18 protein-coding genes and 2 pseudogenes are annotated in these 25,475 nt (G+C 67.7%); 10 read left to right on the plus strand and 10 right to left on the minus strand.

Annotation, left to right across the window (positions count from 1 at the left end; genetic code table 11):
* Positions 1–17: 17 nt before the first annotated feature.
* Both A6I89_RS23010 and A6I89_RS23015 read left to right on the plus strand, forming a co-directional pair.
* Positions 18–961 (plus strand): annotated as a pseudogene (locus A6I89_RS23010) (amino acid ABC transporter permease).
* Positions 962–969: 8 nt separating this feature from the next.
* Positions 970–1,722: an amino acid ABC transporter ATP-binding protein gene (locus A6I89_RS23015; RefSeq protein WP_022596191.1), complete on the plus strand. Its 753-nt coding sequence runs from the start codon at positions 970–972 to the stop codon at positions 1,720–1,722.
* A gap of 3 nt (positions 1,723–1,725) precedes the next feature.
* On the opposite strand, the gene A6I89_RS23020 is transcribed toward A6I89_RS23015, so the two are convergent.
* On the minus strand, positions 1,726–2,574 hold the full coding sequence (locus tag A6I89_RS23020; protein ID WP_022596189.1) for a class I SAM-dependent methyltransferase: 849 nt from the start codon (positions 2,572–2,574) through the stop codon (positions 1,726–1,728).
* Between the two features lie 300 nt (positions 2,575–2,874).
* On the opposite strand from A6I89_RS23020, the gene rpsA reads away from it, so the two are divergent.
* Positions 2,875–4,347, plus strand: coding sequence for a 30S ribosomal protein S1 (rpsA, locus tag A6I89_RS23025; protein ID WP_013416161.1), 1,473 nt, complete (start codon positions 2,875–2,877; stop codon positions 4,345–4,347).
* Between the two features lie 277 nt (positions 4,348–4,624).
* On the opposite strand, the gene A6I89_RS23030 is transcribed toward rpsA, so the two are convergent.
* Positions 4,625–4,837, minus strand: coding sequence for a hypothetical protein (locus tag A6I89_RS23030; protein WP_022596185.1), 213 nt, complete (start codon positions 4,835–4,837; stop codon positions 4,625–4,627).
* A 126-nt stretch (positions 4,838–4,963) separates the two neighbouring features.
* On the opposite strand from A6I89_RS23030, the gene coaE reads away from it, so the two are divergent.
* Positions 4,964–6,187: a dephospho-CoA kinase gene (gene coaE, locus A6I89_RS23035; RefSeq protein ID WP_197939399.1), complete on the plus strand. Its 1,224-nt coding sequence runs from the start codon at positions 4,964–4,966 to the stop codon at positions 6,185–6,187.
* 6 nt (positions 6,188–6,193) lie between these two features.
* Here the strand turns inward: coaE and A6I89_RS23040 are convergent, their stop codons facing one another.
* Positions 6,194–6,778: a ribonuclease FAU-1 family protein gene (locus tag A6I89_RS23040; protein WP_005512905.1), complete on the minus strand. Its 585-nt coding sequence runs from the start codon at positions 6,776–6,778 to the stop codon at positions 6,194–6,196.
* 103 nt (positions 6,779–6,881) lie between these two features.
* Here A6I89_RS23040 and uvrB point away from each other — a divergent pair, with 103 nt between their 5' ends.
* The 3 genes from uvrB to A6I89_RS23055 all read left to right on the plus strand — a co-directional run bounded on the left by uvrB (position 6,882) and on the right by A6I89_RS23055 (position 10,584).
* Positions 6,882–9,038, plus strand: coding sequence for an excinuclease ABC subunit UvrB (gene uvrB / locus A6I89_RS23045; protein WP_005512908.1), 2,157 nt, complete (start codon positions 6,882–6,884; stop codon positions 9,036–9,038).
* Positions 9,039–9,059: 21 nt separating this feature from the next.
* The gene (locus tag A6I89_RS23050; RefSeq protein ID WP_022596181.1) at positions 9,060–9,932 is read left to right on the plus strand and encodes an SCO6745 family protein; all 873 of its coding nucleotides are present in this window, start codon (positions 9,060–9,062) and stop codon (positions 9,930–9,932) included.
* Positions 9,933–10,131: 199 nt separating this feature from the next.
* Positions 10,132–10,584, plus strand: coding sequence for a universal stress protein (locus A6I89_RS23055; RefSeq protein WP_022596179.1), 453 nt, complete (start codon positions 10,132–10,134; stop codon positions 10,582–10,584).
* A gap of 4 nt (positions 10,585–10,588) precedes the next feature.
* Here the strand turns inward: A6I89_RS23055 and A6I89_RS23060 are convergent, their stop codons facing one another.
* Together A6I89_RS23060 and A6I89_RS23065 are read right to left on the minus strand one after the other, a co-directional pair.
* Positions 10,589–11,005, minus strand: coding sequence for a hypothetical protein (locus A6I89_RS23060; protein WP_022596177.1), 417 nt, complete (start codon positions 11,003–11,005; stop codon positions 10,589–10,591).
* 81 nt (positions 11,006–11,086) lie between these two features.
* Positions 11,087–13,309 carry a HelD family protein gene (locus A6I89_RS23065; protein ID WP_087576499.1) on the minus strand — a complete coding sequence of 741 codons (2,223 nt, stop codon included), beginning with the start codon at positions 13,307–13,309 and terminating at the stop codon, positions 11,087–11,089.
* A gap of 237 nt (positions 13,310–13,546) precedes the next feature.
* Between A6I89_RS23065 and A6I89_RS23070 the strand changes: the two genes are divergently transcribed.
* Both A6I89_RS23070 and A6I89_RS23075 read left to right on the plus strand, forming a co-directional pair.
* The gene (locus tag A6I89_RS23070) at positions 13,547–15,010 is read left to right on the plus strand and encodes an NAD-dependent succinate-semialdehyde dehydrogenase (protein ID WP_022596174.1); all 1,464 of its coding nucleotides are present in this window, start codon (positions 13,547–13,549) and stop codon (positions 15,008–15,010) included.
* 14 nt (positions 15,011–15,024) lie between these two features.
* Positions 15,025–15,685, plus strand: a pseudogene (locus A6I89_RS23075) (endonuclease).
* A 93-nt stretch (positions 15,686–15,778) separates the two neighbouring features.
* Here the strand turns inward: A6I89_RS23075 and A6I89_RS23080 are convergent.
* From A6I89_RS23080 to A6I89_RS23090, 3 genes are all read right to left on the minus strand, one after another.
* On the minus strand, positions 15,779–16,693 hold the full coding sequence (locus A6I89_RS23080) for a DoxX family protein (RefSeq protein ID WP_022596171.1): 915 nt from the start codon (positions 16,691–16,693) through the stop codon (positions 15,779–15,781).
* Between the two features lie 76 nt (positions 16,694–16,769).
* The gene (gene otsB, locus A6I89_RS23085; RefSeq protein WP_022596169.1) at positions 16,770–20,681 is read right to left on the minus strand and encodes a trehalose-phosphatase; all 3,912 of its coding nucleotides are present in this window, start codon (positions 20,679–20,681) and stop codon (positions 16,770–16,772) included.
* 168 nt (positions 20,682–20,849) lie between these two features.
* On the minus strand, positions 20,850–21,542 hold the full coding sequence (locus A6I89_RS23090; RefSeq protein WP_044991074.1) for an MBL fold metallo-hydrolase: 693 nt from the start codon (positions 21,540–21,542) through the stop codon (positions 20,850–20,852).
* A gap of 153 nt (positions 21,543–21,695) precedes the next feature.
* Here A6I89_RS23090 and uvrA point away from each other — a divergent pair, with 153 nt between their 5' ends.
* Complete coding sequence (gene uvrA / locus A6I89_RS23095; protein ID WP_022596165.1) at positions 21,696–24,668, plus strand: excinuclease ABC subunit UvrA; 2,973 nt, start codon at positions 21,696–21,698, stop codon at positions 24,666–24,668.
* An 82-nt stretch (positions 24,669–24,750) separates the two neighbouring features.
* On the opposite strand, the gene A6I89_RS25000 is transcribed toward uvrA, so the two are convergent.
* Entirely contained in the window at positions 24,751–24,873 is a 123-nt protein-coding gene (locus A6I89_RS25000; protein ID WP_005512924.1) for a hypothetical protein, read from the minus strand.
* A gap of 347 nt (positions 24,874–25,220) precedes the next feature.
* Positions 25,221–25,352 (minus strand): hypothetical protein, encoded by a 132-nt coding sequence (locus A6I89_RS25005; protein WP_005512926.1) that lies wholly within the window; start codon positions 25,350–25,352, stop codon positions 25,221–25,223.
* Positions 25,353–25,475 lie beyond the last annotated feature (123 nt).

A 25,475-nucleotide genomic window follows, 5' to 3' on the forward strand; every position in this document is an offset into this window, starting at 1 on the left:
CAGGAGAGAACACAGTAATGCCAGCCAACGAGAGCCGACCACCGGACGCAGTGGTCGCCTCCGAGCCGGAACCCATCAAGGCGGTCCCGTTGCGGCACCCCGGCCGCTGGGTCGCGGCGGTCGTCGTGCTGGCGCTGTTCGGCCTGTTCGTCTACGGCGCCGCGACCAACGAGGCCTTCCACTGGGACGTGTACGGGCAGTATCTGTTCGACAAGCGCATCACCGCCGCCGCATGGAAGACCATCCAGTTGACGGTTCTGGCCATGGTGATCGCCATCGTGCTCGGGGTGGTCCTCGCCGTCATGCGCCTGTCGCCCAACCCGGTCCTGCGTTCCGCCGCGTGGGTCTACCTGTGGGTGTTCCGCGGAACCCCGGTGTACGTCCAGTTGGTGTTCTGGGGCCTGTTCCCGTCCATCTACAAGACGATCGACGTGGGCATCCCGTTCGGGCCCCAGTTCGCGCACTTCGACATCCAGGCGCTCGAAGCGGCCTTCCTGTTCGCGGTCATAGGCCTGGCGCTCAACGAGGCGGCGTACATGGCCGAGATCGTTCGAGCCGGTGTGGGCTCGGTGAGTGAAGGCCAGACCGAGGCGTCCACCGCTCTGGGCATGTCGTGGGCGCAGACCATGCGGCGCACGGTGCTTCCGCAGGCGATGCGGGTCATCATCCCCCGACCGGCAACGAGCTGATCAGCATGCTCAAGACCACGTCGTTGGTCGCCGCGGTGCCGTACAGCCTGGAGTTGTACGGCCGGGCCCGCGACATCTCCGGCGCCAACTTCTACCCGGTGCCGCTCCTGCTCGTCGCCTCCACGTGGTACCTGGCGATCACCAGCATCCTGATGGTCGGTCAGTACTACATCGAGCGCCACTACTCGAAGGGCGCTTCACGCACCCTCACCGCCGGGCAGCTGCAGGCGCTCGCCAAGGCCCAGCGCCGCGACGAAGGGGGAGCGGTGTGACCACCCCCATGGTCCGCGCCGACCGAGTCTGCAAGAACTACGGCGCGCTACAGGTGCTCCGCGGCATCACACTCGAGATCCCGCGCGGCCAGGTGCTGTGCCTGATCGGTCCGTCCGGCTCCGGCAAGTCGACCTTTCTGCGCTGCATCAACCACCTCGAACGCGTGGACGCCGGCCGCCTGTACGTCGACGGTGAACTCGTCGGCTACGCGGAGCGCGGCGGCAAACTGCACGAACTGAGCCCGCGGGCGGCGGCGAAGCAGCGCCGCGACATCGGCATGGTCTTCCAGCACTTCAATCTCTTCCCGCACCGCACGGTCCTGGACAACATCGTCGAGGCGCCGGTCCTGGTGAAGAAGGTGCCTCGCGCGAAGGCCGTCGCGCAGGCCCGGGAACTGCTCGACCGGGTGGGTCTGTCGTCGAAGGCCGACGCCTATCCCGTGCAGCTGTCCGGCGGTCAGCAACAGCGCGTCGCGATCGCGCGCGCCCTCGCGATGGAACCGAAACTGATGCTGTTCGACGAGCCGACGTCGGCCCTCGACCCCGAACTGGTCGGCGAGGTGCTCGGTGTCATGAAGGAGCTCGCCAGGGACGGCATGACGATGGTCGTCGTCACCCACGAGATGGGCTTTGCCCGGGAGGTGGCCGACCAACTCGTGTTCATGGACGGCGGTGTGGTCGTCGAAGCCGGAAATCCCCGGGAGCTGCTGGCCAACCCGCGGCAGGAGCGGACCAGGGCTTTCCTGTCGAAGCTGCTGTGAGGATCAGGCCGGCTTGCGGGTGACGAAGATGGCGGTGCCCGGGAACAGCTGACCCCGCAGCGGACTCCACTGTCCCCACTCGCGGTCGAGCCACTCCGGCCACTCGGGCTCGACGATGTCGCGCACCTCGAGACCGGCCGCGACCGCCTCTCGCACGCGGTCCCCGATGGTGCGGTGGTGCTCTACGTACGTCGGGACGCCGTCGTCGTCGACTTCGACGTACGGCGTCCGGTCGAAGTAGGGGAGCGTCGCGGTGAGACCGCGCGGGCCGGGATCGTCGGGGAAGATCCACCGGATCGGATGATTGACCGCGAAGATCCACAGACCGCCCGGGCGCAGGACGCGCGCCACCTCCGCCATCACCCGGGCCGAATCCGCGACGAACGGAACCGCACCGAAAGCCGAACAGGCGGCGTCGAAGCTCTCGCCCCGGAACGGGAGCGTCTCGGCGCCGGCCTGGACGAGGGGGACTCGTGAACCGGCCTCGTCCATCGCAGCCACCCCGCGGGCCAGCATCCCCATCGACAGATCGAGACCGACGACGTCGGCGCCCTGGGACGCGAGCCACCGGGCACACGGTGCAGATCCGCAGCCCACTTCGAGGATGCGCTTGCCGGCGACGTCGCCGAGGAGGTGCACGTCGCCCTCGTGGAGACCCTCCGGGCACCACACGAATTCGCCGGCGCTCGAGTCGACACCGAGGAACTCGCCGTGCGTGCGGTGGTAGTCGTCGGCGTCGGCGTCCCACCACGCGCGGCTCGCGCGTTCGCTGGCGTCCGAACCGATGCGGGTGCGGGCGACCCCGCTGGTCCCGAGGGTGGAGATGGCGGCGGCGTGACGATCGTCGGACATGGAGGTCAAGCCTAGATGTCGCGCCGGGATGGTCGTCTGCCCGCCCGTCGGCGGCCGCGGCCGGGCCGGTGACGGCAGGGTTTGCCCAGCTAGCCGTAGGTCGCGTACCCTGTTGCTCGCGAGTGTCTTCGGTGCGGATCGCCACCGGCCGAAGTTTGGTCGGCGGAGTCGTCGGAAGACCTCGTGGTGGACCGGAAGATCGGTCGGATCCGGCATTACGTCGGAACGTACGGCATCCCGATCCGCCTGTCTGACAAACACCATCAACCGACTAACAACCCGTCCGGAGCAACTCAACACATGCCCTCCAACACCGTGACCTCGCCGCAGGTAGCCGTCAACGACATCGGCTCCGCCGAGGACTTCCTCGCCGCCATCGACGCCACGATCAAGTACTTCAACGATGGCGACATCGTCGAAGGCACGATCGTCAAGGTCGATCGCGACGAGGTCCTTCTCGACATCGGTTACAAGACCGAAGGCGTCATCCCTTCCCGTGAGCTCTCCATCAAGCACGACGTCGACCCCAACGAGGTCGTCTCCGTGGGCGATGAGGTCGAAGCCCTGGTCCTCACCAAGGAGGACAAGGAAGGCCGTCTGATCCTGTCGAAGAAGCGCGCTCAGTACGAGCGTGCCTGGGGCACCATCGAGGAGCTCAAGGAGAAGGACGAGGCCGTCAAGGGCACCGTCATCGAGGTCGTCAAGGGTGGCCTCATCCTCGACATCGGCCTGCGTGGCTTCCTTCCCGCTTCGCTCGTCGAGATGCGTCGCGTCCGCGACCTCCAGCCGTACGTCGGCAAGGAGATCGAGGCCAAGATCATCGAGCTCGACAAGAACCGCAACAACGTGGTCCTGTCGCGTCGTGCATGGCTCGAGCAGACCCAGTCCGAGGTCCGCAGCGAGTTCCTGCACCAGCTGCAGAAGGGCCAGGTCCGCAAGGGCGTCGTGTCCTCGATCGTCAACTTCGGTGCGTTCGTCGATCTCGGCGGCGTCGACGGTCTGGTCCACGTCTCCGAGCTCTCCTGGAAGCACATCGATCACCCGTCCGAGGTCGTCGAGGTCGGCAACGAGGTCACCGTCGAGGTTCTCGACGTCGACCTGGACCGCGAGCGTGTCTCCCTGTCGCTGAAGGCGACGCAGGAGGACCCGTGGCGTCAGTTCGCCCGCACCCACGCGATCGGCCAGATCGTTCCGGGCAAGGTCACCAAGCTGGTTCCGTTCGGCGCGTTCGTCCGCGTCGAGGAGGGCATCGAGGGCCTGGTGCACATCTCCGAGCTGGCCGAGCGCCACGTGGAGGTTCCGGACCAGGTTGTGGGCGTCGGCGACGATGCGCTCGTCAAGGTCATCGACATCGACCTGGAGCGTCGCCGCATCTCGCTGTCGCTGAAGCAGGCGAACGAGGACTACAACGCCGAGTTCGATCCGTCCAAGTACGGCATGGCCGACTCGTACGACGAGCAGGGCAACTACATCTTCCCCGAGGGCTTCGATCCCGAGACCAACGAATGGCTCGAGGGCTTCGACAAGCAGCGTGAGGAGTGGGAGTCCCGCTACGCCGAGGCGGAGCGTCGCCACAAGATGCACACCGCTCAGATGGAGAAGATGGCTGCCGACGAGGCTGCCGAGGCTGCGGCCGGCGCTTCGGGCACCAACTACTCCTCGGAGTCGGGCTCGGACGAGGGCGCTGCCGCGTCCACCGAGTCCGCCGGTGGCTCGCTGGCGAGCGACGCACAGCTCGCTGCACTGCGCGAGAAGCTGTCGGGCAACGCCTGATAGCGCCGGCCTGATCATTCAGGCCTGATCGACCGGAAGACCCCGACCCTGACTCTCAGGGTCGGGGTCTTCTGTCTTTCCGTCCCCACCTTTGTCCGTCCCCCCCCTCCGCGTTTTGCGCACTTATCGCGCCGACACGCCGGCCCCTGCGCGCGATAAGTGCGCAAAACGCGGGTCCGGAGAGGGCGGGGGGAACCGGGCAGGGATGACGGGGGAGAGACGACTGTGGCCCGATCCCGGCGGGGATCGGGCCACAGTGCGTGTCCTGTGCGGGTGGTCAGCCCGCCGCGGCAGGCACCCATCGGGTGGGCATGGTCGCCGTGCGCTTCTTGATGGTCGCGAAGCTGTGGCGAGCGGGGCTCAGGATACTGGTGAACCAGTTGCGACGGTGCTCTGCGAGCGCCGTGGCCACCTCGGGGATGAGGATGGCGTGAATGCCGTTCTCCATGCCGAGACGGTGCCGACCGGGACGGGTGGGATGGCTGCTCATGCGCTTCTCCTACTCGATTCAATCGGCTGTTCGTACGGTCTCCGAAAGGGTATCTGACCAGGTCGAAGAACCCCGTCATTTGGTGCGTAGATGATCTTCGGCGTGTTTGGTGAGAGACTGGTCGGCGTGTTGAGAGTGGGCCTCACAGGAGGCATCGGAGCCGGCAAGTCGACCGTGTCGAAGGTCCTCGCGGAATTGGGTGCGGTGATCGTCGACGCCGACCTGATCGCCCGCGAGGTCGTCGAGCCGGGCACCCCGGGGCTCGCGGCCCTGGTCGACGCGTTCGGCGACTCGATTCTGCACGACGACGGTTCGCTGAACCGTCCGGCGTTGGCGGAGAAGGCATTCGGCAGCGACGACTCCCGGATGCTGCTCAACTCGATCCTGCATCCGCTCATCGGGGCGCGCACCACGGAACTCGTCGAGGGTGCCCCCGCCGACGGAATCGTCGTGCAGGACATTCCGCTGCTCGTCGAGGGCCGCATGGGTCCCGCGTTCAATCTCGTCCTCGTCGTGTACGTCGACGAGGAGGAACGAGTCCGACGTCTCGTCGAACTGCGCGGCATGCCGGAGCCCGACGCCCGGGCACGGATTGCGGCGCAGGCCACCGACGCGCAGCGCCGCGAGGCCGCCGACGTCCTGCTCGACAACAGCGGTACTCCCGAGATGATCCGGGAGCAGGTCCGCGCGCTGTTCACTGATCGCCTGGTCCCCTTCGAGGCCAATCTGCGAACCGGGACGGCGGTGTCGGTGCCACCGGTCGTGCGCCCGGCGGATCCGGACTGGGCGGCGCAGGGCCGGCGGCTGGTCGAGCGACTGCGACTGGTGTGCGGAGACCTGGCCACGCGGATCGATCACGTCGGGTCCACGGCGGTTCCGGGTCTGGATGCCCGCGACCTCGTCGACGTCCAGATCACGGTGAAGGACCTGGCGGCCGCGGATGCACTGGCCGGACCGCTCGCCGCAGCGGGGTTCCCGCGCATACCGGACGACGATCGGGACCTGCCGAAGCCGACCTACGGTGTCGGGGGCGAGGCGGATCCCGGGCTGTGGGACAAGCGCACGCACGGCGGCGCCGACCCCGGACGGCCGGTGCACATCAGCATCCGTGTCGCGGGGTGGCCCGGTCAGCAGTTCGCACTGCTGCTGCGCGACTGGCTGAGTGCGGACGTGGACGCGCGTGCCGAGTTCCTCGAGGTCAAGCAAGCCGCGTCCGCCACGGCCGCCGAGAATACGCGCGAGGCCGACGCCGACGTTGCGTACGCCGAAGCGGTCGCGCCCTGGTTCGACCAGGGGTATCAGCGAGCCTGGGCGTGGGCGGAGGCAACGGGTTGGACGCCCGGCGATTGACGAGCGTCAGCGCCAGCTGATCGGCATGCCCTTCGACGCGAGCCACGCGTCCAGGTCGTGGCCGTGGGCAGCGATCCCGTCGACGGCGGCCACCGCACGCTGCACCGCGCGGTCGGCGGTGCGCGGGGAGATGTATCCGTGCGCGGTTGCGGAGATCAACTCGTCGACGTCGAGGAGCTCGGTTTCGCGCCCCGTCCGGACGACGAGATCCAGGTAGTGGTCCTCCGATTTCCACACGTCCGGTCCGCGCGTGAAGTCGCCGATGTCGATGTAGTGGTCCTGATCGCGATCGTGGTACGGGTGGAAATGGAAGATCGACGCGCGGATTCCCAGGTCCGGGATGATCCAGGACTCCAGGTAGTGGAACTGCGGGTGGTCCGCTGTGCGCGCCATGTACAGGCCCCACGGCTCGAGCCGGTAGTGGTCCACCGGCCGGACGAATCCCTTGGGATCGGTGTTGGTGCACTCGGTGACGTTGAAGTACTCGATCTTGGGCCGGTGTGCCGGAGCCAGGTCGACCGTGGGTACGTAGACGGCTGCGGGGGCTGCGGGCGGCGTGGCCGCAGCGAGGCCCGGTTCGACGTTCTCCATAAAGCAAGAAAGTACCGGCAAACGTGGCGCCGGGCAGCGGCGATCGACCGGGCCTCGGACAGCGTTATCAGAACTTGTCGGAACCGGCGCATACCCTGGGGACATGGCGTTCGCATCCGAGCACCCCGTGGTTGCCCATTCCGAGTTCCGACCGGTCAGCGAGATCGAGCGGTCCGACGCGCGCTTCCAGGTCGTCAGCGAGTACGAGCCTGCCGGTGACCAGCCGCAGGCCATCGACGAGCTGGAGAGGCGGCTCCGAGAGGGCGAGAAGGACGTCGTCCTGCTCGGTGCTACCGGCACCGGTAAGTCGGCGACGACGGCTTGGCTGATCGAGCGGGTCCAGCGGCCCACTCTCGTGATGGCGCCGAACAAGACTCTCGCCGCGCAGCTCGCCAACGAACTCCGGGAGATGCTGCCGAACAATGCCGTCGAGTACTTCGTCTCGTACTACGACTACTACCAACCCGAGGCGTACATCGCGCAGACGGACACCTACATCGAGAAGGACTCGTCCATCAACGACGACGTCGAACGGCTCCGCCACTCGGCCACCTCGAGCCTGCTGTCCCGACGGGACGTCGTCGTGGTCGCGTCGGTGTCGTGCATCTACGGTCTCGGCACCCCGCAGTCGTATCTGGATCGGTCGATCCAGCTCGAGGTGGGCGTGGAGGTCGACCGGGACGCCCTGCTCCGGCTCCTCGTCGATGTCCAGTACAACCGCAACGACATGGCGTTCACCCGCGGATCGTTCCGCGTCCGCGGCGACACCGTGGAGATCATTCCCTCGTACGAGGAACTTGCCGTGCGGATCGAGTTCTTCGGCGACGAGGTCGAGGCGCTGTACTACCTCCACCCCCTCACCGGGGACGTCGTGCGCCAGGTCGACACCGTGCGGATCTTCCCGGCGACGCACTACGTGGCCGGGCCGGAGCGGATGGAACGCGCGGTCCAGGACATCGAGGCGGAGCTCGAGGAACGCCTCGCCGACCTGGAGAACCGCGGCAAGCTGCTCGAGGCGCAGCGTTTGCGGATGCGGACGCAGTACGACCTCGAGATGATCAAGCAGGTCGGATTCTGTTCCGGCATCGAGAACTACTCGCGGCACATCGACGGTCGCCCGGCAGGTTCGGCTCCCGCCACGCTGATCGACTACTTCCCGGAGGACTTCCTCCTGGTCATCGACGAGTCGCACGTGACGGTGCCCCAGATCGGTGCGATGTACGAGGGCGACATGTCCCGGAAGCGGAATCTCGTCGAGTTCGGCTTCCGGCTTCCGTCGGCGACCGACAACCGGCCGTTGACCTGGGAAGAGTTCGCCGGCCGGATCGGTCAGACCGTGTACCTGTCGGCCACACCGGGCGCGTACGAGCTCGGCCAGGCCGGCGGCGAGTTCGTCGAACAGGTGATCCGCCCCACCGGGCTGGTCGACCCCGAGGTGGTCGTGAAGCCGACCAAGGGACAGATCGACGACCTCGTGCACGAGATCCGCGAGCGTTCCGAGCGCGACGAGCGGGTGCTGGTCACGACGCTCACCAAGAAGATGGCCGAAGACCTGACCGACTATCTGCTCGAGCTCGGAATCCGGGTGCGATACCTGCACTCCGACATCGACACCCTCCGACGCGTCGAGCTGCTGCGACAGCTTCGGCTCGGGGAGTACGACGTCCTCGTGGGCATCAACCTGCTCCGCGAGGGTCTCGACCTGCCGGAGGTTTCGCTGGTCGCGATTCTGGACGCCGACAAGGAGGGCTTCCTGCGTAGCACCACCAGTCTCATCCAGACCATCGGACGCGCGGCCCGCAACGTGTCCGGGCAGGTGCACATGTACGCCGACAAGATCACCGACTCGATGCAACGAGCCATCGAGGAGACCGAGCGTCGGCGCGAGAAGCAGATCGCCTACAACCTCGAGAAGGGCGTCGATCCGCAGCCGCTGCGGAAGAAGATCGCCGACATCCTCGACCAGGTGTACGAGGAGGCCGAGGACACCGAGGTCGGCGTCGGCGGTTCCGGTCGCAACGCCAGTCGCGGGCGGCGGGCGCAGGGCGAGGCCGGTCGTGCCGTCAGCGCCGGCATCTACGAGGGTCGGGACGTGAAGTCCATGCCGCGAGCCGAGTTGGCGGATCTCGTCAAGGAGCTCACCGATCAGATGATGAACGCCGCACGCGATCTCCAATTCGAGCTGGCCGGCCGGTTGCGGGACGAAATCGCGGACCTGAAGAAGGAGTTGCGCGGGATGGACGCGGCGGGCCTGAAGTAGAGGTCAGTACGCTTCCGGGACATGGACGTACATCTCGCCGGACGCACTGCTCGGTCGCTCGAACTTCTGCATTCGCTCGCCTACTTCGCACCCGAGGTCGAGCGGGAACTGGTCGGGAGCGGGCTCGAACCGGGCGGAATGACGTACTTCGCCGGACGTTCCGCACCGATGGGAGCGGTGTCGGCGGGGGTCGTCGCCGCCGTGTTCTACAACTTCAACCCGTCGCTGATCTCCGACGTGCTCCCGCGTGCCTGGACCCTCGCGGACCCCGCGGAGATCGTGAAGGCGCGGTATCGCGGCGTCGATGCGGCCTACCGCTCGCTGCTCGGAGAGAAGGTGATCGCGTCGCAGCAGATGTCGGAGGCCGCACAGCTCGCCGCGATTGCGGCGCAGGCGATCCCGGGCGTCGACGGTCGCCCGCTGTATGCGGGGTATGCCGCACTGGACTGGCCGGACCAGCCGCATCTGGTGCTGTGGCATGCGCTGACGCTGCTACGCGAGTACCGCGGGGACGGTCACGTGGCAGCGCTGCAGACCGCCGGATTCAGCGGGCTCGAGGCGCTGATCACGCACACCGCCGCGGGAATCGGTTTCCGGAAGTCGTTCGCGCAGTCGCGTCGTGGCTGGAGCAGCGAGGATTGGGCGTCGGCGGCGGCCGACCTGGTCGACCGGGAGTTGCTGACCCCCGACGGCGAGCTGACCGCCGACGGCCGTGAACTACGCGAGGTGGTCGAGGATCTCACCGACGAGCTCGGGTCGGCGCCGTGGACCGAACTTGGGGAGGACGGAGCAGCCCGCCTCGCCGAACTCGCCACGCCGTGGTGCCGGTCCGTACGCGATTCGGGTCTGTTCCCGGAATCGCTGTTCGGCCCGCGGTACGGCGAGTCCCGCTGACAGCGCGACCCGCGCGGTGGAATCCCGTGGTGAAATGGTCGCAGGGGTGGATCCGTCCACCGGGGGATGAAGCATGTTGTGCCGCAATTCCACCTGACGTCGCGCCGATGCGGATAGTGTCAGCGCAGCGAACGGGAATCTTCGGTCGAACAGGGCATGCAGCCGGAGTCCTCGAACGAACGCACACATGGAGGAATCAATGACCGCGTATCGGACCGTCGTCGTCGGAACCGATGGATCGGACTCGTCGTACCGCGCAGTCGACAAGGCTGCTGCCCTTGCCGGTGCGGCAGATGCGAAGCTCGTGATCGCGTGCGCCTACTATCCCGCGGATCCGAAGGACACCGAGGCGGCGCAGGACACCCTGCGTGAGGACGCCTACCAGGTGACCGGATCTGCCCCCACCTACGAGATCCTCCGGAGGGCGCGCGAGCGTGCCTTGGGTGCGGGCGCCAAGGACATCGTCGAACGCGCCGTCGTCGGCGCGCCGGTGGATTCGCTTCTCGCACTTGTCGACGAGGTGGAGGCGGACCTCCTGGTCGTCGGCAACCGCGGACTCAACACCCTGACGGGGCGTCTGCTGGGTTCCGTGCCGTCCGACGCGGCACGCAAGTCGACGTGCGATGTCCTCATCGTGCACACGGTGCGCTGACCGGTCAGCAGAAGTCGTTACGCGTCGAATCGAGCAGTAGCCGGGTGGCCCGCTCGGCGGTGAGCACGCCGCCGGACTGGCTCGCCGCGTAGGCGGCCGTCGGCCCTAGGTGCGTCAGAATCTCGGAATCGGGTGTGCCGGCCGCGATCTGCCGGCACACCCCGTCCGCGAGGGCGAGCAGCGTCGGGTGAGGAACGACGGCGGGGAATCCTCGGGCCGCAAGCACCTGCGAGAGATGTTCGGTGCGGACGTCGGCCACGGTCGCGACAGTGGACGGCTCGGGCGGATCCGCCACTGTCTCGGCAGGAGGGCCGGCAGGGTTCGTGGCGCCGCAGGCCCCGAGCGTCACCGCAATCGCGCCGGCAGTCAACGCGATGGGCAGTGCGCGCACTGCGCGTCCCCGCAGACGCGATCGGATCACGGTCTCTTCCTTCTGCAGTCGACGATTCGGTGCCCAGGCACCGTACCGCCTCGACGTTCTCGCCCACGAGCGGTTCGGCGATCAGGCCCGTGTGCAGACGGATTCGTCGAGCGCGTCGAGCACACTCGGCAGCGGCCCAGCGTGGACGATGCCGAGACGCTGCGTCGCTCGCGTCAGCGCGACGTAGAGGTCGTTCATGCCGCGCGGGGACTCGTCGAGCAGATTCTGCGGTTCGACGATGATCACCGAATCGAACTCCAGGCCCTTCGCGTCCTTGACGGTCAGCACACTCACGTCGTCGGAACGCAGATCGGCGAGCTGCGCGACGTGCTCGTGTCCGGCGAGGACGGCCGTCAGTCCCGGCCCGGACTCGGCGGCGACACGTCGACGGACCTCGTCGAGAACCTCGGTGGCGTCGACGCACTGGGCCCACGGCGCGTGGCCCGACGCACGGACCGACCGCGGCACCGTCTGGTTCGGGTCGATCTCTTCGAGGACCTTGTGCGCGAGCTCCATGATCTCGGCGGGCGTGCGGTAGTTGACGGTGAGCTCGGTCAGCTTCCATCGCTGCGCTACATACGGCCCGAGCACGTCCTGCCACGAGGAGCTGCCCGCCGGATCGCCGGTCTGGGCGGTGTCGCCGACGAGGGTCATCCACCGGTTGGGGATGCGGCGCATCAACATTCGCCACGCCATCTCCGACAGCTCCTGCGCCTCGTCGACGATCACGTGGCCGTACGTCCACGTCCGGTCGCCGGCGGCGCGCTCCGCGGTGGTCCGGTGGCGGCCGAGGTCCTGGCGCTCGGCGAGCTGGCTGGCGTCGATGAGGTCGTAGGCCATGAGGATCTCGGGATCCATCTCGTCTTCGAGGTCCTGGGGCGCCGAACCGGTCAGGATGTCGAGCGCGCCCTGGGCGTCGGCGATCTGGGCCCGCCAGCGGCGCCCTGCGCGTTCGCGTTCGGCGGCGTCGTCGATACCGAGAAGCTCGGCGAGCTCGTCCAGCAGCGGCGCATCGGCGGCACTGAACCCGACCCCCTCGGTGCGGAGCAGTACGTCGCGTTCGGAGTCGGAGAGTTCGGGGGCCGCGGATGCCAACCGTTCGGGGGAGCGGAGAAGATCGGTCAGGACCTGCTGCGGCGTCAGTTCGGGCCAGAGCGCGTCGAGAGCTGCCATGATCGCTGGGTCTTCGCGCATCTCGTCGCGCATGTCGGCGATGTCGTCGCGGCTGAGCAGGTTCGAGCCGTCGAGCACGTTGCGCCCCAGGGTGGCCGCGAGCTGGTCGGCGAGCGCCTCGATCGCGGCGGACACGAAGATCGGCCGCGCGAGGTTGTGGGGGCGACGAGACGAGCGCGCGCGTCCGCGGGCGCGGGTGACGATCTTCCGGTCGAGCGTGATCGGGTAGGTGTCGAACCGCAGCTCGATCGGTGACTTCGGCACCTCCTGGCGGTCGCGGACCGCCTTCTTCAACACGTCGATCATCGCCAGGGAGCCCTTGAGCTCGCCCTCTTCCAACGAGTCCTCACGGGTCGCGCGGACGCCCGGATACAGATCGCCGATCGTCGACAGCAGGACTCCCGTCTCACCGAGCGAGGGCAGGACCTGACCGATGTAGTCGAGGAACGTGGCGTTGGGTCCGATGATGAGGACGCCGGCCCGGTCCAGCTGCTGCCGGTACGTGTAGAGCAGATAGGCGGCGCGGTGCAGGGCCACGGCGGTCTTGCCCGTGCCAGGTCCTCCCTGCACGACCAGGACACTGCGGTGGTTCGACCGGATGATGGCGTCCTGCTCGCTCTGGATGGTTTCGACGATGTCGTGCATCTGCCCGGTCCGGGCCGCGTTCAGTGCGGCCAGCAGTGCGCTCTCGCCGGCGACACCGCCCGCTCCGCCGCCGTCGCCGTGAGCCCGCGCTGCGTCGAGGTCGAGGTACTCGTCGTTGATCGCGGTGACCGACCGCCGCCGGGTGCGGATGTGGCGCCGGCGGGTGACCCCCTCCGGGGCGGCCGGGGTCGCGAGGTAGAACGGCCGGGCGAGAGGTGCTCTCCAGTCGAGGAGGAGCGTCTCGTAGTCGCCGTCCTCGTCGAGGATGCCGACGCGTCCGACGTAGCGCGATTCTCCGTCGACGTCGATCCGGCCGAAGCACAGGCCGTTCTCCGCTGCGTCGTAGCGGGCGAGGTCCTCGGTGTACATCTGGGTGAACGACTCGCGCTCGCTCCGCGCCTGCGGGGTGCCACCGCCCTCGAGGAGGACTCGGCTGAGCCGGTCGGAGGCGTACGTGCGCAGGCCGTCGAGGCGCTCGTACAGCATCGACACATAACCCTGCTCGTGGTCGAGTTCGGGGTGGATGTGGGCCTCGTCGGGCAAGAGGTCTCCTAGATCGAGGGACGGCAGAAAAGCGCCCAAGCAGTCTAGTGCGCGGGGGATGCTCGCGCAGATTCGCTGGTCGAGGGCCCTTCGTCGGTCGCGGCCCGGATGCGTGAGCGTGGCGTGCAGTGGGTAGTCGGAGAGTGGACCGATTCCGCCCACAACCGGAGAGGGGAGAGCATGACCTCCACCAGCGTGCAACCCACCAGTGCGTCCGGCCCCGACGCGACGCCCTTCCGCACCGTCGACCCCTACACCGGACGGTCGATCAGGGAGTACCCGTACCTCGTCGGGGAGCAACTCGACGAGATCGTGGAGCGAGCCGCCGCCGCATTCGAACTGTGGCGCGACGAACCCGTCGAACGTCGTGCGCACGTGCTGGCCCGCGCCGCCGAACTCGTGCGCGAACGCAAGGACGACTTGGCGGCGTCGGTGACGCGGGAGATGGGCAAGCTGATCACGGAGGCTCGCGCCGAGGTGGACCTGGCGGCGGCGATCTTCGACTACTACGCCGAACATGGACCCGAGTTCCTCCGGCACCGTGAGCTCGACGTGGACGAGGGCACCGCCGAACTCGTCAACGAGCCCATCGGCGTGCTGCTCGGCATCGAGCCGTGGAACTTCCCGCTCTACCAGGTGGCCCGCTTCGCCGCCCCGAACCTGCTGCTGGGCAACGTGATCCTGCTCAAACACTCGAGTTCGTGTGCGCAGACGGCACTCGAACTCGAGAAGCTCTTGGCCGACGCCGGGGCGCCGGAGGGTGTGTACAGCAACCTCTTCCTGCAGGTCTCCGACGTGGAACGGGTGGTCTCCCACCCGGCGGTTCAGGGCACGTCCCTGACCGGCAGCGAACGCGCCGGCGCCTCCCTGGCCGAGATTTCGGGCCGGCACCTGAAGAAGTGTGTGCTCGAGCTCGGTGGCAGCGATCCGTTCGTGGTGCTCGACGTGGACGATCTGGACGGCACTCTCGATGCGGCGGCCGCGGGACGACTCGGCAACACCGGCCAGAGTTGCGTTGCCTCCAAACGCTTCATCGTCCCGGACGCCGTCTACGACGAGTTCGTCGAGGGACTCACCCGCCGGTTCTCCCAACTCGTCGTCGGAGATCCGTCGGATCCGCAGACGACGCTGGGCCCGCTGTCGTCGGAGGACGCTGCACGGAAGTTGCTCGAACAGGTCGACGACGCCGTAGCCAAGGGCGCCACGGTCACTGTCGGCGGAACACGTCCGGACGACCGGGGGCCGGACGGAAACGGCGCGTTCGTCGACGCCACCGTGCTCACCGGCGTGACGCCGGACATGCGCGCGTTCGAGGAGGAGCTGTTCGGGCCGGTCGCGGTCGTCTACCGGGTGGCCGACGAGGACGAGGCGGTGGAGCTCGCCAACTCGACGCGCTTCGGTCTCGGTGGCACGGTCTTCGGCTCGGACGAGGCGCGGGCTCGCGCCGTCGCCGATCGCATCAGGAGCGGGATGGTGTGGATCAACCATCCCACGTCGACCGCCCCGGAGCTTCCTTTCGGCGGCGTCAAGAGTTCCGGTTTCGGTCGCGAGTTGAGTGATCTCGGTCTGTTCGAATTCGCCAACCGCAAGCTGATTCGTTCCGTCCCGAAGAACACCGGAGTCGAACACGCGGCAACGGGTTAGGAGGGGAGGTATTCGTGACCGCCTCACGGTCGGACACCGACGTGGTCCGCGACCTCCTCGACCGGGCTGGCCGAACCTTCGCGGAGGAGGCGCGTATCACGCTGAAGGACACACCCAAACCGTTGTTTCAGCTGCTGGTGCTGTCCATGCTGCTCAGCTCCCGCATATCGGCCGACATCGCGACGCGGGCGGCCCGAGAGTTGTTCGCCGCAGGATGGCGGACGCCGGACACGATGGAGGCCGCACCGCGGGCGGAGGTGATCGCGGCGTTGCAGCGAGGTCGATACACGCGGTACGACGAGAGCACCGCGACCCGCCTGAGGAAGATGGCCCACCGCGTGACGGCCGAATACCGTTGGCGATCTGCGCGAGCTCGCGCAGCGAAGCGATCACGACGCGGGCGCGGCCGCACGGCTGCTGGAGGAGTTCGACGGCATCGGCCCGGTGGGCGCCGAGATCTTCCTCCGCGAGGTTCAGGACACGTGGACGTGGCTCCGGCCGCATCTCGACGACCGCGCCCTCGACGGTGCCGAGGCGCTGCATCTGCCGCGGGACCGCGGGGGACTCGGCGCGTTGGCCGGGACGCGGGGGATGGCACCGCTCGCCGCAGCGCTCGTCCGGGTGACCATCGACTCGCAACTCCGGGACGAGCTCTCGGGATCGGGCGAACGATGACCGTGCCGAATCCGAAACGGGCGGCACGTCACCGGAATTCCGGTGACGTGCCGCCCGATATCGGTCGTCCGGCGTCAGCGTGACGACGGGCGATCAGTCCTGCAGTTCGGCGGCCTTCGCGCGCGCGGCCGCGAGAGCATGCTCGGCCTTCTTGCGGGCCTTCTTGCTCACGACCTCACTCTGCTCGCCGGCGGTCGCCAGTGCGTGTTCCGCCTTCTTGCGGGCCCGCTTGCTCAACACCTCGCCCTGCTCGCTCGCCGAGGCCGCCCATTCCGTTCCCCGGTCCCGGGCGAGGTGGGCGAACTCGGTTCCGCGCTCGCGCGCGAGTTCGGCGAGTACCGGTCCGCGTTCGCGGGCCACTTCGCTCAGCTCCGCACCGCGTTCCTTCGCGAGGTGCGCCAGTGCCGACCCTCGGACACGGGCCGCGTCGAGAAGTTCGCCGCCACGCTCACCGGCCTGCTCGGCCGCCGACCGCGCCCGCTCGGACACCACGTGCATCGTGTGTTCGGCATCCGAACCGTTTGCGCTCGAGAACGCTTCGGCGACCGAAGCCTGAGCCTTGCGGGCGGCGCGCCGGCCGCGCCAGCCCAGCGACGGCTTGCCCTCGGTATCGACAGCAGCGATGAGCAGCCCGCCGAGCATCGTCATGTTCTTGAAGAACTGCATCCGCTGCATCGCGCGCTGCTGCGGGTCGTCGACGTTCCAGAAGTCGTGCCCGGCGAGCGTGGTCGGAACGAGCGTCCCGGCCAGGACCAGCGAGGCTGCACGCGGCGCCTTGCCGACCGCGAGCAGTGCACCCGCCCCGACCTGGAGCGCGGCATTGATCTTGACCAATGTCTCGGGGTCGGACGGCAACTTGTCGGTGACGGCACTGGGAAGCGTCCCGACGGATTTCTCGATCAGCGCCCCGGCGGCGTCGGCTTTGGGAGCCGGACTGCGCAGGGAATCGATGCCACCGGCGATGAACACGGTGGACAGGAGCGGGCGGGCAATTCTTCGAACGATCATGGGCGGACTCCCTACCTCGATTGTCCCTCCACCGTATCCAGGCGAGCGTGATCCGGCACGGCACGAGCCGATTTGTCTACCCGAGCCGAATCGAGCCCCCGGGGTGCAGTTGCGCCACCTGTCCACGGCATTCGACCTCGATCGACGGCTGACTGCCCGGCGCGGCGCTCACCTCGACACGACGACCGTCGACGGTCAACCAGAGGCGATTACCCCGATAGAAGATCGGGAACTGCAAGGTGCCCAGGCTCGAGGGCCAGTCGGGAGAGAACACCAGTCGGTCGCCGCGCACCTCGAGTCCGGAGAAGCACCGCTGCATCAGATCCACGCTGCCCGCCATCGCGGCGAGATGGATACCCTCCGCGGTGGTCCCGCCCTGGATGTCGGCGACGTCCGATGCGAGCACTCGGTCGAAGAATTCCATCGCGCGATCTCGGCTGCCACGGGCCAGGACCCAGGAATGGACGACGCCGCTCAGTGTCGAGCCGTGCGAGGTTCGTTCGATGTAGTAGTCGATGGTGCGGGGAATGGCGTCTGCGGGGAAGGTGTATCCGAGCCGCTGGAGCAACTCCCGGAGTTCGTCGGCCGACAGCAGGTAGAAGAGCATGAGCACGTCCGCCTGTTTCGATGCACGGTACCGATTCACGTCGTCGCCCTCGGCCTCGAGAATGCGGTCCAGCCGCTGAATGTTGCCGTACCGCCGGCGGTACCTGCTCCAGTCGAGCTCCGCGAGGTCGCCGTACCCCTCGAATTGGCTGATCACCCCGTCGTGGAACGGGACGAACATACGGCGGCTGACGTCTTCCCAGCGAATGATCTCCTGGGTCGGCAAACCCAGAGCCTGAGTGAGATCCGAGCGGATCTGCCGCGGGATCACCTCGAGGGTGTCGATGACCCGCAGCAGCACCCACACCGCCATGACGTTGGTGTACGCGTTGTTGTCGATGCCGTCGAAGGGGGCTTCCGGGTAGCCGGCGTGGAACTCGTCGGGGCCGATGACACCGCGGATGACGTAGCGGCCGCGACTCTCGTCCAGGTCGGCGAGTCCGGCGTAGAACCGTGCGATCTCGATCAGCATCTCGGCGCCGAATTCGATCAGGAACTCGAGGTCACCTGTGACCTGGTAGTACTGCCACACGTTGTAGGCGACCGCGATCCCGGTGTGAAGTTGATGGCGGCTCGGGTCCGGGTTCCATCGCCCGGATATCGGGTTGAGATGCAGCCGGGGGCTCTCCTCACGTCCGTCGCTGCCCGACTGCCACGGGAACATCGCGCCGGTCCGCCCCGCCTCCCGCGCCGCTCGGCGGGCCTCGCGCAGCCGGCGATAGCGGTAGCGCAGGAGCGATTTCGTCAGTGTGGGCAACCGAAGGTTCAAGACCGGGAACACGAACAGCTCGTCCCAGAAGATGTGGCCGCGATACGCCTCTCCGTGCAGTCCCCGTGCCGGCACACCCGCGTCCAGGTCGCCGGTGTTCGGTGACACCGTCTGGAGGATCTGCAGGAGATGGAAGCGAACGATCCGCAGCGCGTGGCCGTGGCCCTCGAGCTCGATACCGAGACTGTCCCACAGCCGAGCCCACGCCAGGACGTGACCGTCGAGTACCTCGTCGAACCGGCCGAGGCGTGTGAGCCAACGCGCCGACTCGTCGGCCGGTTCCGACACTGCGGGATCGCGGCCCGTGAACAAGGTGACCATCTTCTCCGCAGTGACGGACTCCCCGGCATCGAGGTCGATCGAGATGTCGTGCCCGATCCGGCCGTCCCCTTCGATCAACCGGTACGTGGGGGAGGGCTGCTCGTGATCACGCCGGAGGGTCGTCCGGGCGGCGATTGCCACGAGGATGCGGGAATTGCTGGTGCACACGGAGATCAGCACCGACCCGGCGGCCAGTTCGGTGGCCTGCACCGGCTCGAGGTGCCTGCTCCCGAGCGCACGGTACCGCTCGACCAGAGTGTTCTCGACAGCGCCGTCGACCTCCGAGCGGATGTCCAGACGCCCCGACCAGTTCTCGGCCGAGATCGTCGTCTCCAGCGCGCCGACGTGCGGCAGATGCATGGCTACGAATCGGCGTTGAATCAGAGAGGTGATGCGGCCGGCAGCATCGCGTGAGCGCAACCTCCGAACGAAGACCGCGCGACGCAGGTCGAGGTGCTGGCGGTACTCGAGCAGCTCGGTCGTGTCGACGTCGAACCAGGGGCCGCCGTCGATCCTGAACGTGAGCGGGAGCCAGTTGGGCAGATTCACCATGCTCTCGTTGTCGACGGCGGTGCCTGCCATCTCCTCGCGGAGCCGATCGAAGATGCCGGCCGCATACGTGCCGGGATAGTGGATTGCGCCCGCTCGCGCCTCGGGCGCGCACCCGCGGGTGGCGAAGGCGCCGTTGCCGACCGTGCACAGTGCCTCGCGCAGCTTCTCGACGGACGGGTCGTAACCCTCGAAGAACACCGTCCACGGGTCTTCCGGCGGGGGTGCGGTGCGCGGATCGCTGCCCACCAGATCGGCGATTCGTTGGAGCAGTTCGTGTACCTGCGCGGGCCCGTCCACCGCGAATCGCGCCGCCGACCGCCTGTCGCCGTCCTCGGTGTGGCGCACCACGACCCCGAACCCGCTGTCCTCGATCGCGTCGAACGCGTCCTCGTCGGTCAGGTCGTCGCCGACGTAGATCGGCAGCACGTCGGACGATGCGCCGACGTGGCCGAGGGCCCACACCAGTGCCCGGCCCTTGTCCCAGTCGACATCCGGACGGATCTCGACGATCTTGCGGCCGCTCGTAAGCCGCAATCGAGGTTCCTCTGCTACGGCCGCACGCACCGTCGAGATCACCTCGTCGACCCGCTCGGCGTCCACATTGCGGTAGTGGACCGACACGGCGAAACGTTTACCTTCCACCAGGACCCCGGGAACCGTGCCCAGGCGTTCGCACAGCGTCGACGTGATCCGGACGAGGTCCGGTTCGGCGTCCGACGCCTCCTGGTTCTCGTAGTGCTGACCGTCCGGTCCGACGAGCTCGAAGCCGTGACTGCCCGCGTACCAGAGGCCGGGCACTCCGACGCGGGCTCGGACGTCCGCCAAATCCCTGCCGCTGATGATCCCGACCGGACAGTGCCGGGCCAGCCGCGCGAGCTCGGACGCCACGCCTTCGACGAGGGTTGCCGCGGTGGGCTGGGCCACGATGTCGGCTATCGTCCCGTCGAAATCGAGGAACACCGCCGGATGTCGCGACCGCAGGAGCGCCGCCGACTGGTGGCGTGAGGTGAGAGCATCGGGAATCCGGGAGAGGGGACGTGTCCCGGAACGAAACCCGATCCGCGCCACGTCGGTCACCACCACGTGGGCACCGGCGCGGCGCAGGAGTTCCTCGTCGCCGGGGCGGGCCACGCCGATCACGAGCGCAAATCCGCCGCGGCGGGCGGCCGCGAGATCCGACGGACCGCCCACCACGACGGCCGTGCGAGCGGGGTCCGCCCCGAGCCGACGTACGGCTTCGTCGAGCGTCCGGGGCTGCGCCTCGACGGCGAGCATCGTCTCGGCGCCGAAGATGTCGCCACCGATCGCGTCGAGGATCGCGGTGCGGCGAGGTTCTGCGCAGTACACCGCGATCCGCAGGCCCGCACCGCGGACCCGCCGAGCGAGGTCGACGGCCGCGTCCTGCACCGGGATGCCGCCGCGAGCGATACGGTCCGCGAACTCCCGATCCAACAGGCCCGCAATGCCCCGTGCCGCTTCGGCGGTGGGCGAGCCGGAGGGGGCGCCCTCCGGCAGCGGGACACCGACGCCGGCCAGCCCGTCCGCGATCGCGTCGGTCAGCGAGGTGTCCGCGACGATCCGAACGTAATCGTGTCCGGGCAGGGGCGGGTGGTCCGGAAAGCGCTCGCGGTAGAAGTGGTCCCACACTTCACCACGGAGGTCGGCGGTGCCGACGAAAACACCCTCGAGCGCGAAGGCGACGGCGTCGAGACGCCGGGGATCGATCACCGCGCGGGTCATCGATCCCGTCCCGGAGTCGTCTGCATGGCCGTTCGCCTTCCGCCTGCCGGCCGCTGACCGAACGAAAGACCCGGGCGTCGATACCGCTCACCACGCTGCAGGTTTCGCCGGTGTCCTCAAACTACGCCGGTCCCATCGGCCGAGGGGTTCGACCGATGGAACCGATCGTCACCAGCCGCGTTCGCGCCATTCGCCCAGGTGGGGCCGCTCGGCACCGAGCGTGGAGTCCTTGCCGTGGCCGGGGTAGAAGACGGTCTCGTCGGGGAACCGGGCGAAGAGCTTGCTCTCGACGTCGTCCATGAGCGAGGCGAACCGTTCGGCGTCCGGAGTCTTGCCGACACCGCCGGGAAACAGCGAATCGCCCGTGAACAGATGGACGCGGCCGTTGCCGCCGTTCTCGGTGAGCGCGAGCGTGATGCCGCCCGGCGTGTGCCCGCTCAGATGGATCACCTCGAGCGTGAGATCGCCCACGGTCACGGTGTCGCCTCCCTCCAGGCTGCGGGTCGGAGCCACCGACAGGATCTCGGAGTCGAGCGGGTGTGCAGCGGTAGGCACACCGGTCTTCTCGGCGACCTCGGCGAGCGCGAACCAGTGATCGTGATGCTGATGCGTCGTGACGATCAACTCCAGTTCCGGCGCCTGTGCGTCGAGGAGCTGCAGGATTCGTCCCGCGTCGTTCGCGGCATCGATGAGCAGCGACTTTCCGGTGGCAGAGCACGTGATCAGGTAGGTGTTGTTGTCCATCGGGCCGACGGACATCTTCGTGATCGTGGCGCCCGGGACAGTCCGTCGCTGGGCCGCGGAACTTCCGGACAGGTCGCCGGTGTAGTCGTCGTCGATGCTGATGCTCTGCTGCTCCATGATCGGGAGGCTACCGTCGAATCGCGGCACCGACGCCTGCTGCCGTCGATCCTCGGGAAACCTGCTGGTCGGCGAGTTTGTCGGTGCCCGCGCCTACCATGGGCTTCGCCCGGACGAGTGTCCGACGACGGCTGTACCGAGAAGGGAATACGTGTGGCGGATCGCCTGATCGTGCAAGGTGCGCGGGAGCACAATCTGCGAGGGATCAATCTCGATCTGCCCCGGGACAGCCTGATCGTCTTCACCGGGCTGTCCGGCTCCGGAAAGTCCAGCCTCGCGTTCGACACCATCTTCGCGGAGGGGCAGCGGCGCTACGTCGAGTCGCTGTCGGCGTACGCGCGGCAGTTCCTCGGCCAGATGGACAAGCCCGACGTCGACTTCATCGAGGGTCTGTCGCCCGCGGTGTCGATCGACCAGAAGTCCACCAACCGCAATCCGCGCTCGACAGTGGGCACCATCACCGAGGTGTACGACTACCTGCGCCTGCTGTATGCGCGTGCGGGCACGGCCCACTGCCCGGTGTGCGGCGAGCAGATCGCACGCCAGACGCCGCAGCAGATCGTCGACCAGGTGCTCGACATGGAGGAGGGAACCAAGTTCCAGGTCCTCGCACCCGTCGTCCGGACACGCAAGGGCGAGTTCGTCGATCTGTTCGAGCAGCTCAACACACAGGGCTACTCGCGCGTGCGCGTGGACGGTGTGATCCACCAGCTCACCGATCCGCCCAAGTTGAAGAAGCAGGAGAAGCACGACATCGAGGTGGTCGTCGACCGTCTCACCGTCAAGGCGAGCGCGAAGCAGCGGCTCACCGACTCCGTCGAGACGGCACTGCGTCTGGCCGACGGGATCGTCGTGCTGGACTTCGTCGATCGCGACGAGGACGCTCCCGACCGGGAGCGGCGGTTCTCCGAGAAGTTGGCGTGCCCCAACGCGCATCCGCTGTCGATCGACGACCTCGAGCCGCGGTCCTTCTCGTTCAACTCTCCGTACGGCGCCTGCCCCGAGTGCACCGGTCTCGGCATCCGCAAGGAGGTCGACCCCGACCTGGTCGTGCCGGACCCCGAACTGAGCCTCGAGGACGGCGCCATCGCCCCGTGGTCGATGGGCCAGAGCTCGGAGTACTTCGGGCGCTTGCTGTCCGGCCTGGGCGACATCATGGGCTTCGACATGGCCACGCCGTGGAACAAGCTGCCCGCCAAGGCGCGCCGCGCGATCCTCGAGGGCAGCACCGAACAGGTCCACGTCCGGTACAAGAACCGCTACGGACGCACCCGCTCCTACTACGCCGAGTTCGAAGGCGTCATGCCGTTCCTGCACCGTCGGCTCGAGCAGACCGAGTCCGAGCAGATGAAGGAGCGCTACGACGGCTACATGCGCGACGTCCCGTGCCCCGCGTGTGACGGCGCCCGCCTGCGGCCCGAGATCCTCTCGGTCACCATCTCCTCCGAGACCTACGGTCAGAAGTCGATCGCGCAGGTCTGTGAGCTCTCGATCGCCGAGTGCTCGGCGTTCCTCAACAGCCTCACGCTGGGCGCCCGCGAGGAAGCGATCGCGGGCCAGGTCCTCAAGGAGGTGCAGGCGCGCCTGGGCTTCCTGCTCGACGTCGGGCTCGAATACCTGTCGTTGGCGCGTGCCGCGGGCACCCTGTCGGGCGGTGAGGCCCAGCGCATCCGGCTCGCCACCCAGATCGGGTCCGGGCTCGTCGGCGTGCTGTACGTGCTCGACGAGCCGTCCATCGGCCTGCACCAGCGCGACAATCGTCGTCTCATCGAGACGCTCACCCGGCTGCGGGACCTCGGCAACACCTTGATCGTCGTCGAGCACGACGAGGACACCATCCGGACCTCGGACTGGGTCGTCGACATCGGCCCCCTCGCGGGTGAGCACGGCGGTCGGGTGGTGCACAGCGGTACGTACAAGGAACTTCTCGGCAACACGGAGTCCCTCACGGGCGCGTACCTGTCCGGCCGCAGTGTGATCGAGGTGCCGGCCGAGCGGCGTGCGGTGGACCGCAAGCGGCAGATCACTGTCGTCGGCGCCCGGGAGAACAACCTTGCGGGTATCGACGTCAGCTTCCCGCTCGGCGTCCTCACCTCCGTCACGGGCGTGTCCGGCTCCGGCAAGTCGACATTGGTGAACGACATCCTGGCCACCGTGATGGCGAACAAGCTCAACGGCGCACGGCAGGTGCCGGGTCGGCACACCCGCATCAACGGCCTCGATCAACTCGACAAGCTGGTTCAGGTGGACCAGTCGCCGATCGGGCGGACCCCGCGGTCGAACGCGGCCACCTACACCGGTGTCTTCGACAAGATCCGGACGCTGTTCGCCGCGACCACCGAGGCCAAGGTCCGTGGATATCAGCCGGGACGATTCTCGTTCAACGTCAAGGGCGGTCGCTGCGAGGCGTGCTCCGGTGACGGCACCTTGAAGATCGAGATGAACTTCCTGCCGGACGTCTATGTGCCGTGCGAGGTCTGTCACGGCGCCCGCTACAACCGCGAGACGCTCGAGGTGCACTACAAGGGCAAGACCATCGCCGAGGTGCTCGACATGCCGATCGAGGAGGCCGCCGAGTTCTTCGAGCCCGTCACCTCGATCCACCGGTACCTCAAGACCCTCGTCGAGGTGGGCCTCGGCTACGTCCGGTTGGGCCAGCCGGCGCCCACGCTCTCGGGTGGTGAGGCGCAGCGGGTCAAGCTGGCGGCGGAACTCCAGAAGCGGTCCACCGGGCGCACGGTCTACGTGCTCGACGAGCCCACGACCGGTCTGCACTTCGAGGACATCCGGAAGCTGCTGAAGGTCGTCAACGGTCTCGTCGACAAGGGCAACACCGTGATCGTCATCGAGCACAACCTCGATGTGATCAAGACGTCCGACTGGGTGATCGACATGGGGCCCGAGGGCGGCTCCGGTGGCGGCACCGTGGTGGCCGAGGGAACTCCGGAAGACGTCGCGGCCGTGCCGGGCAGCTACACCGGGCGGTTCCTGGAGGAAGTGCTGTCCGCGCCGCCGGCGACGAACGGAGCAGCGCCCCGGAAGTCCGGAGTGAACAAGGCGTCCGGAGCGACCAAAGCCAAGGCCGCGCCGCGAAAGCGTGCGCGGAAGGCCGCGACGGTCGGCTGACCGAAGCCTGTCGACTCAGAACGAGCGAACGGCGGTGGGAAACCGAGGTTTCCCACCGCCGTCAAGCTGTCAGCGGACCGAATCAGGACGGCTGCTGCTGCTCGGACGAACCGCCGAGCAGCGAGCCCAGCAGTGCGGTGATGTCGAGGTCACCGCTGCTCAGCGCGCTGATGAGGCCCGGAAGAATTTCGCTGATCGATCCCATGTATCTCTCCTTCGAATCGGTCCTTCGGGGGGGAAGGTCCAGGTGGGGGTATGCGTGATCTGGATCACTTTCCGATCACGCGACGGTGACGCTACCAACACGGCGGGGTGATTCGGGGCGCTTTTCGCAAACTTGTTTTCCGTCATCGAACGCGGAGTTTGTGCAGGCCAGCGTGGAAGTCGGACATCTGTCCAGAAACTGCCTGGTGGCGGCCCTGTGGGCGCGCGGGACGCGGCGTTCGGCGGCGGAAGCAAAGTTCGGGCGCGCAAGTGGGACTCGGGGGTCCTCCGGGCAAAAGAAACGGCGGCGGGGGCTGATTGCCCCCGCCGCCGGAAAGTTCCCGGACCTTACTGGCCGCCGCCGCCCTGCTGCTGCTCGGCGGAGCCGGCGAGGAGCTGGGTGAGCAGTGCGGTGATGTCGATGTCACCGTTGGTGATGGCGCCGAGCAAGCCGCTGAAGATGTCGCCGATCGATCCCATTCGTTCTCCTTAGGTCGTCCCCGGGTGAGGACTCTGGTGGGGGAGTTGCGTGATCTGAACCACGCGAAGGGGACGCTACCAATGTGACGAGTGTGGCGCGAGGGGAATCAGTGCATCGGGTTT

The sequence above is a fragment of the Prescottella equi genome (assembly GCF_002094305.1).
Classification (GTDB): domain Bacteria; phylum Actinomycetota; class Actinomycetes; order Mycobacteriales; family Mycobacteriaceae; genus Prescottella; species Prescottella equi.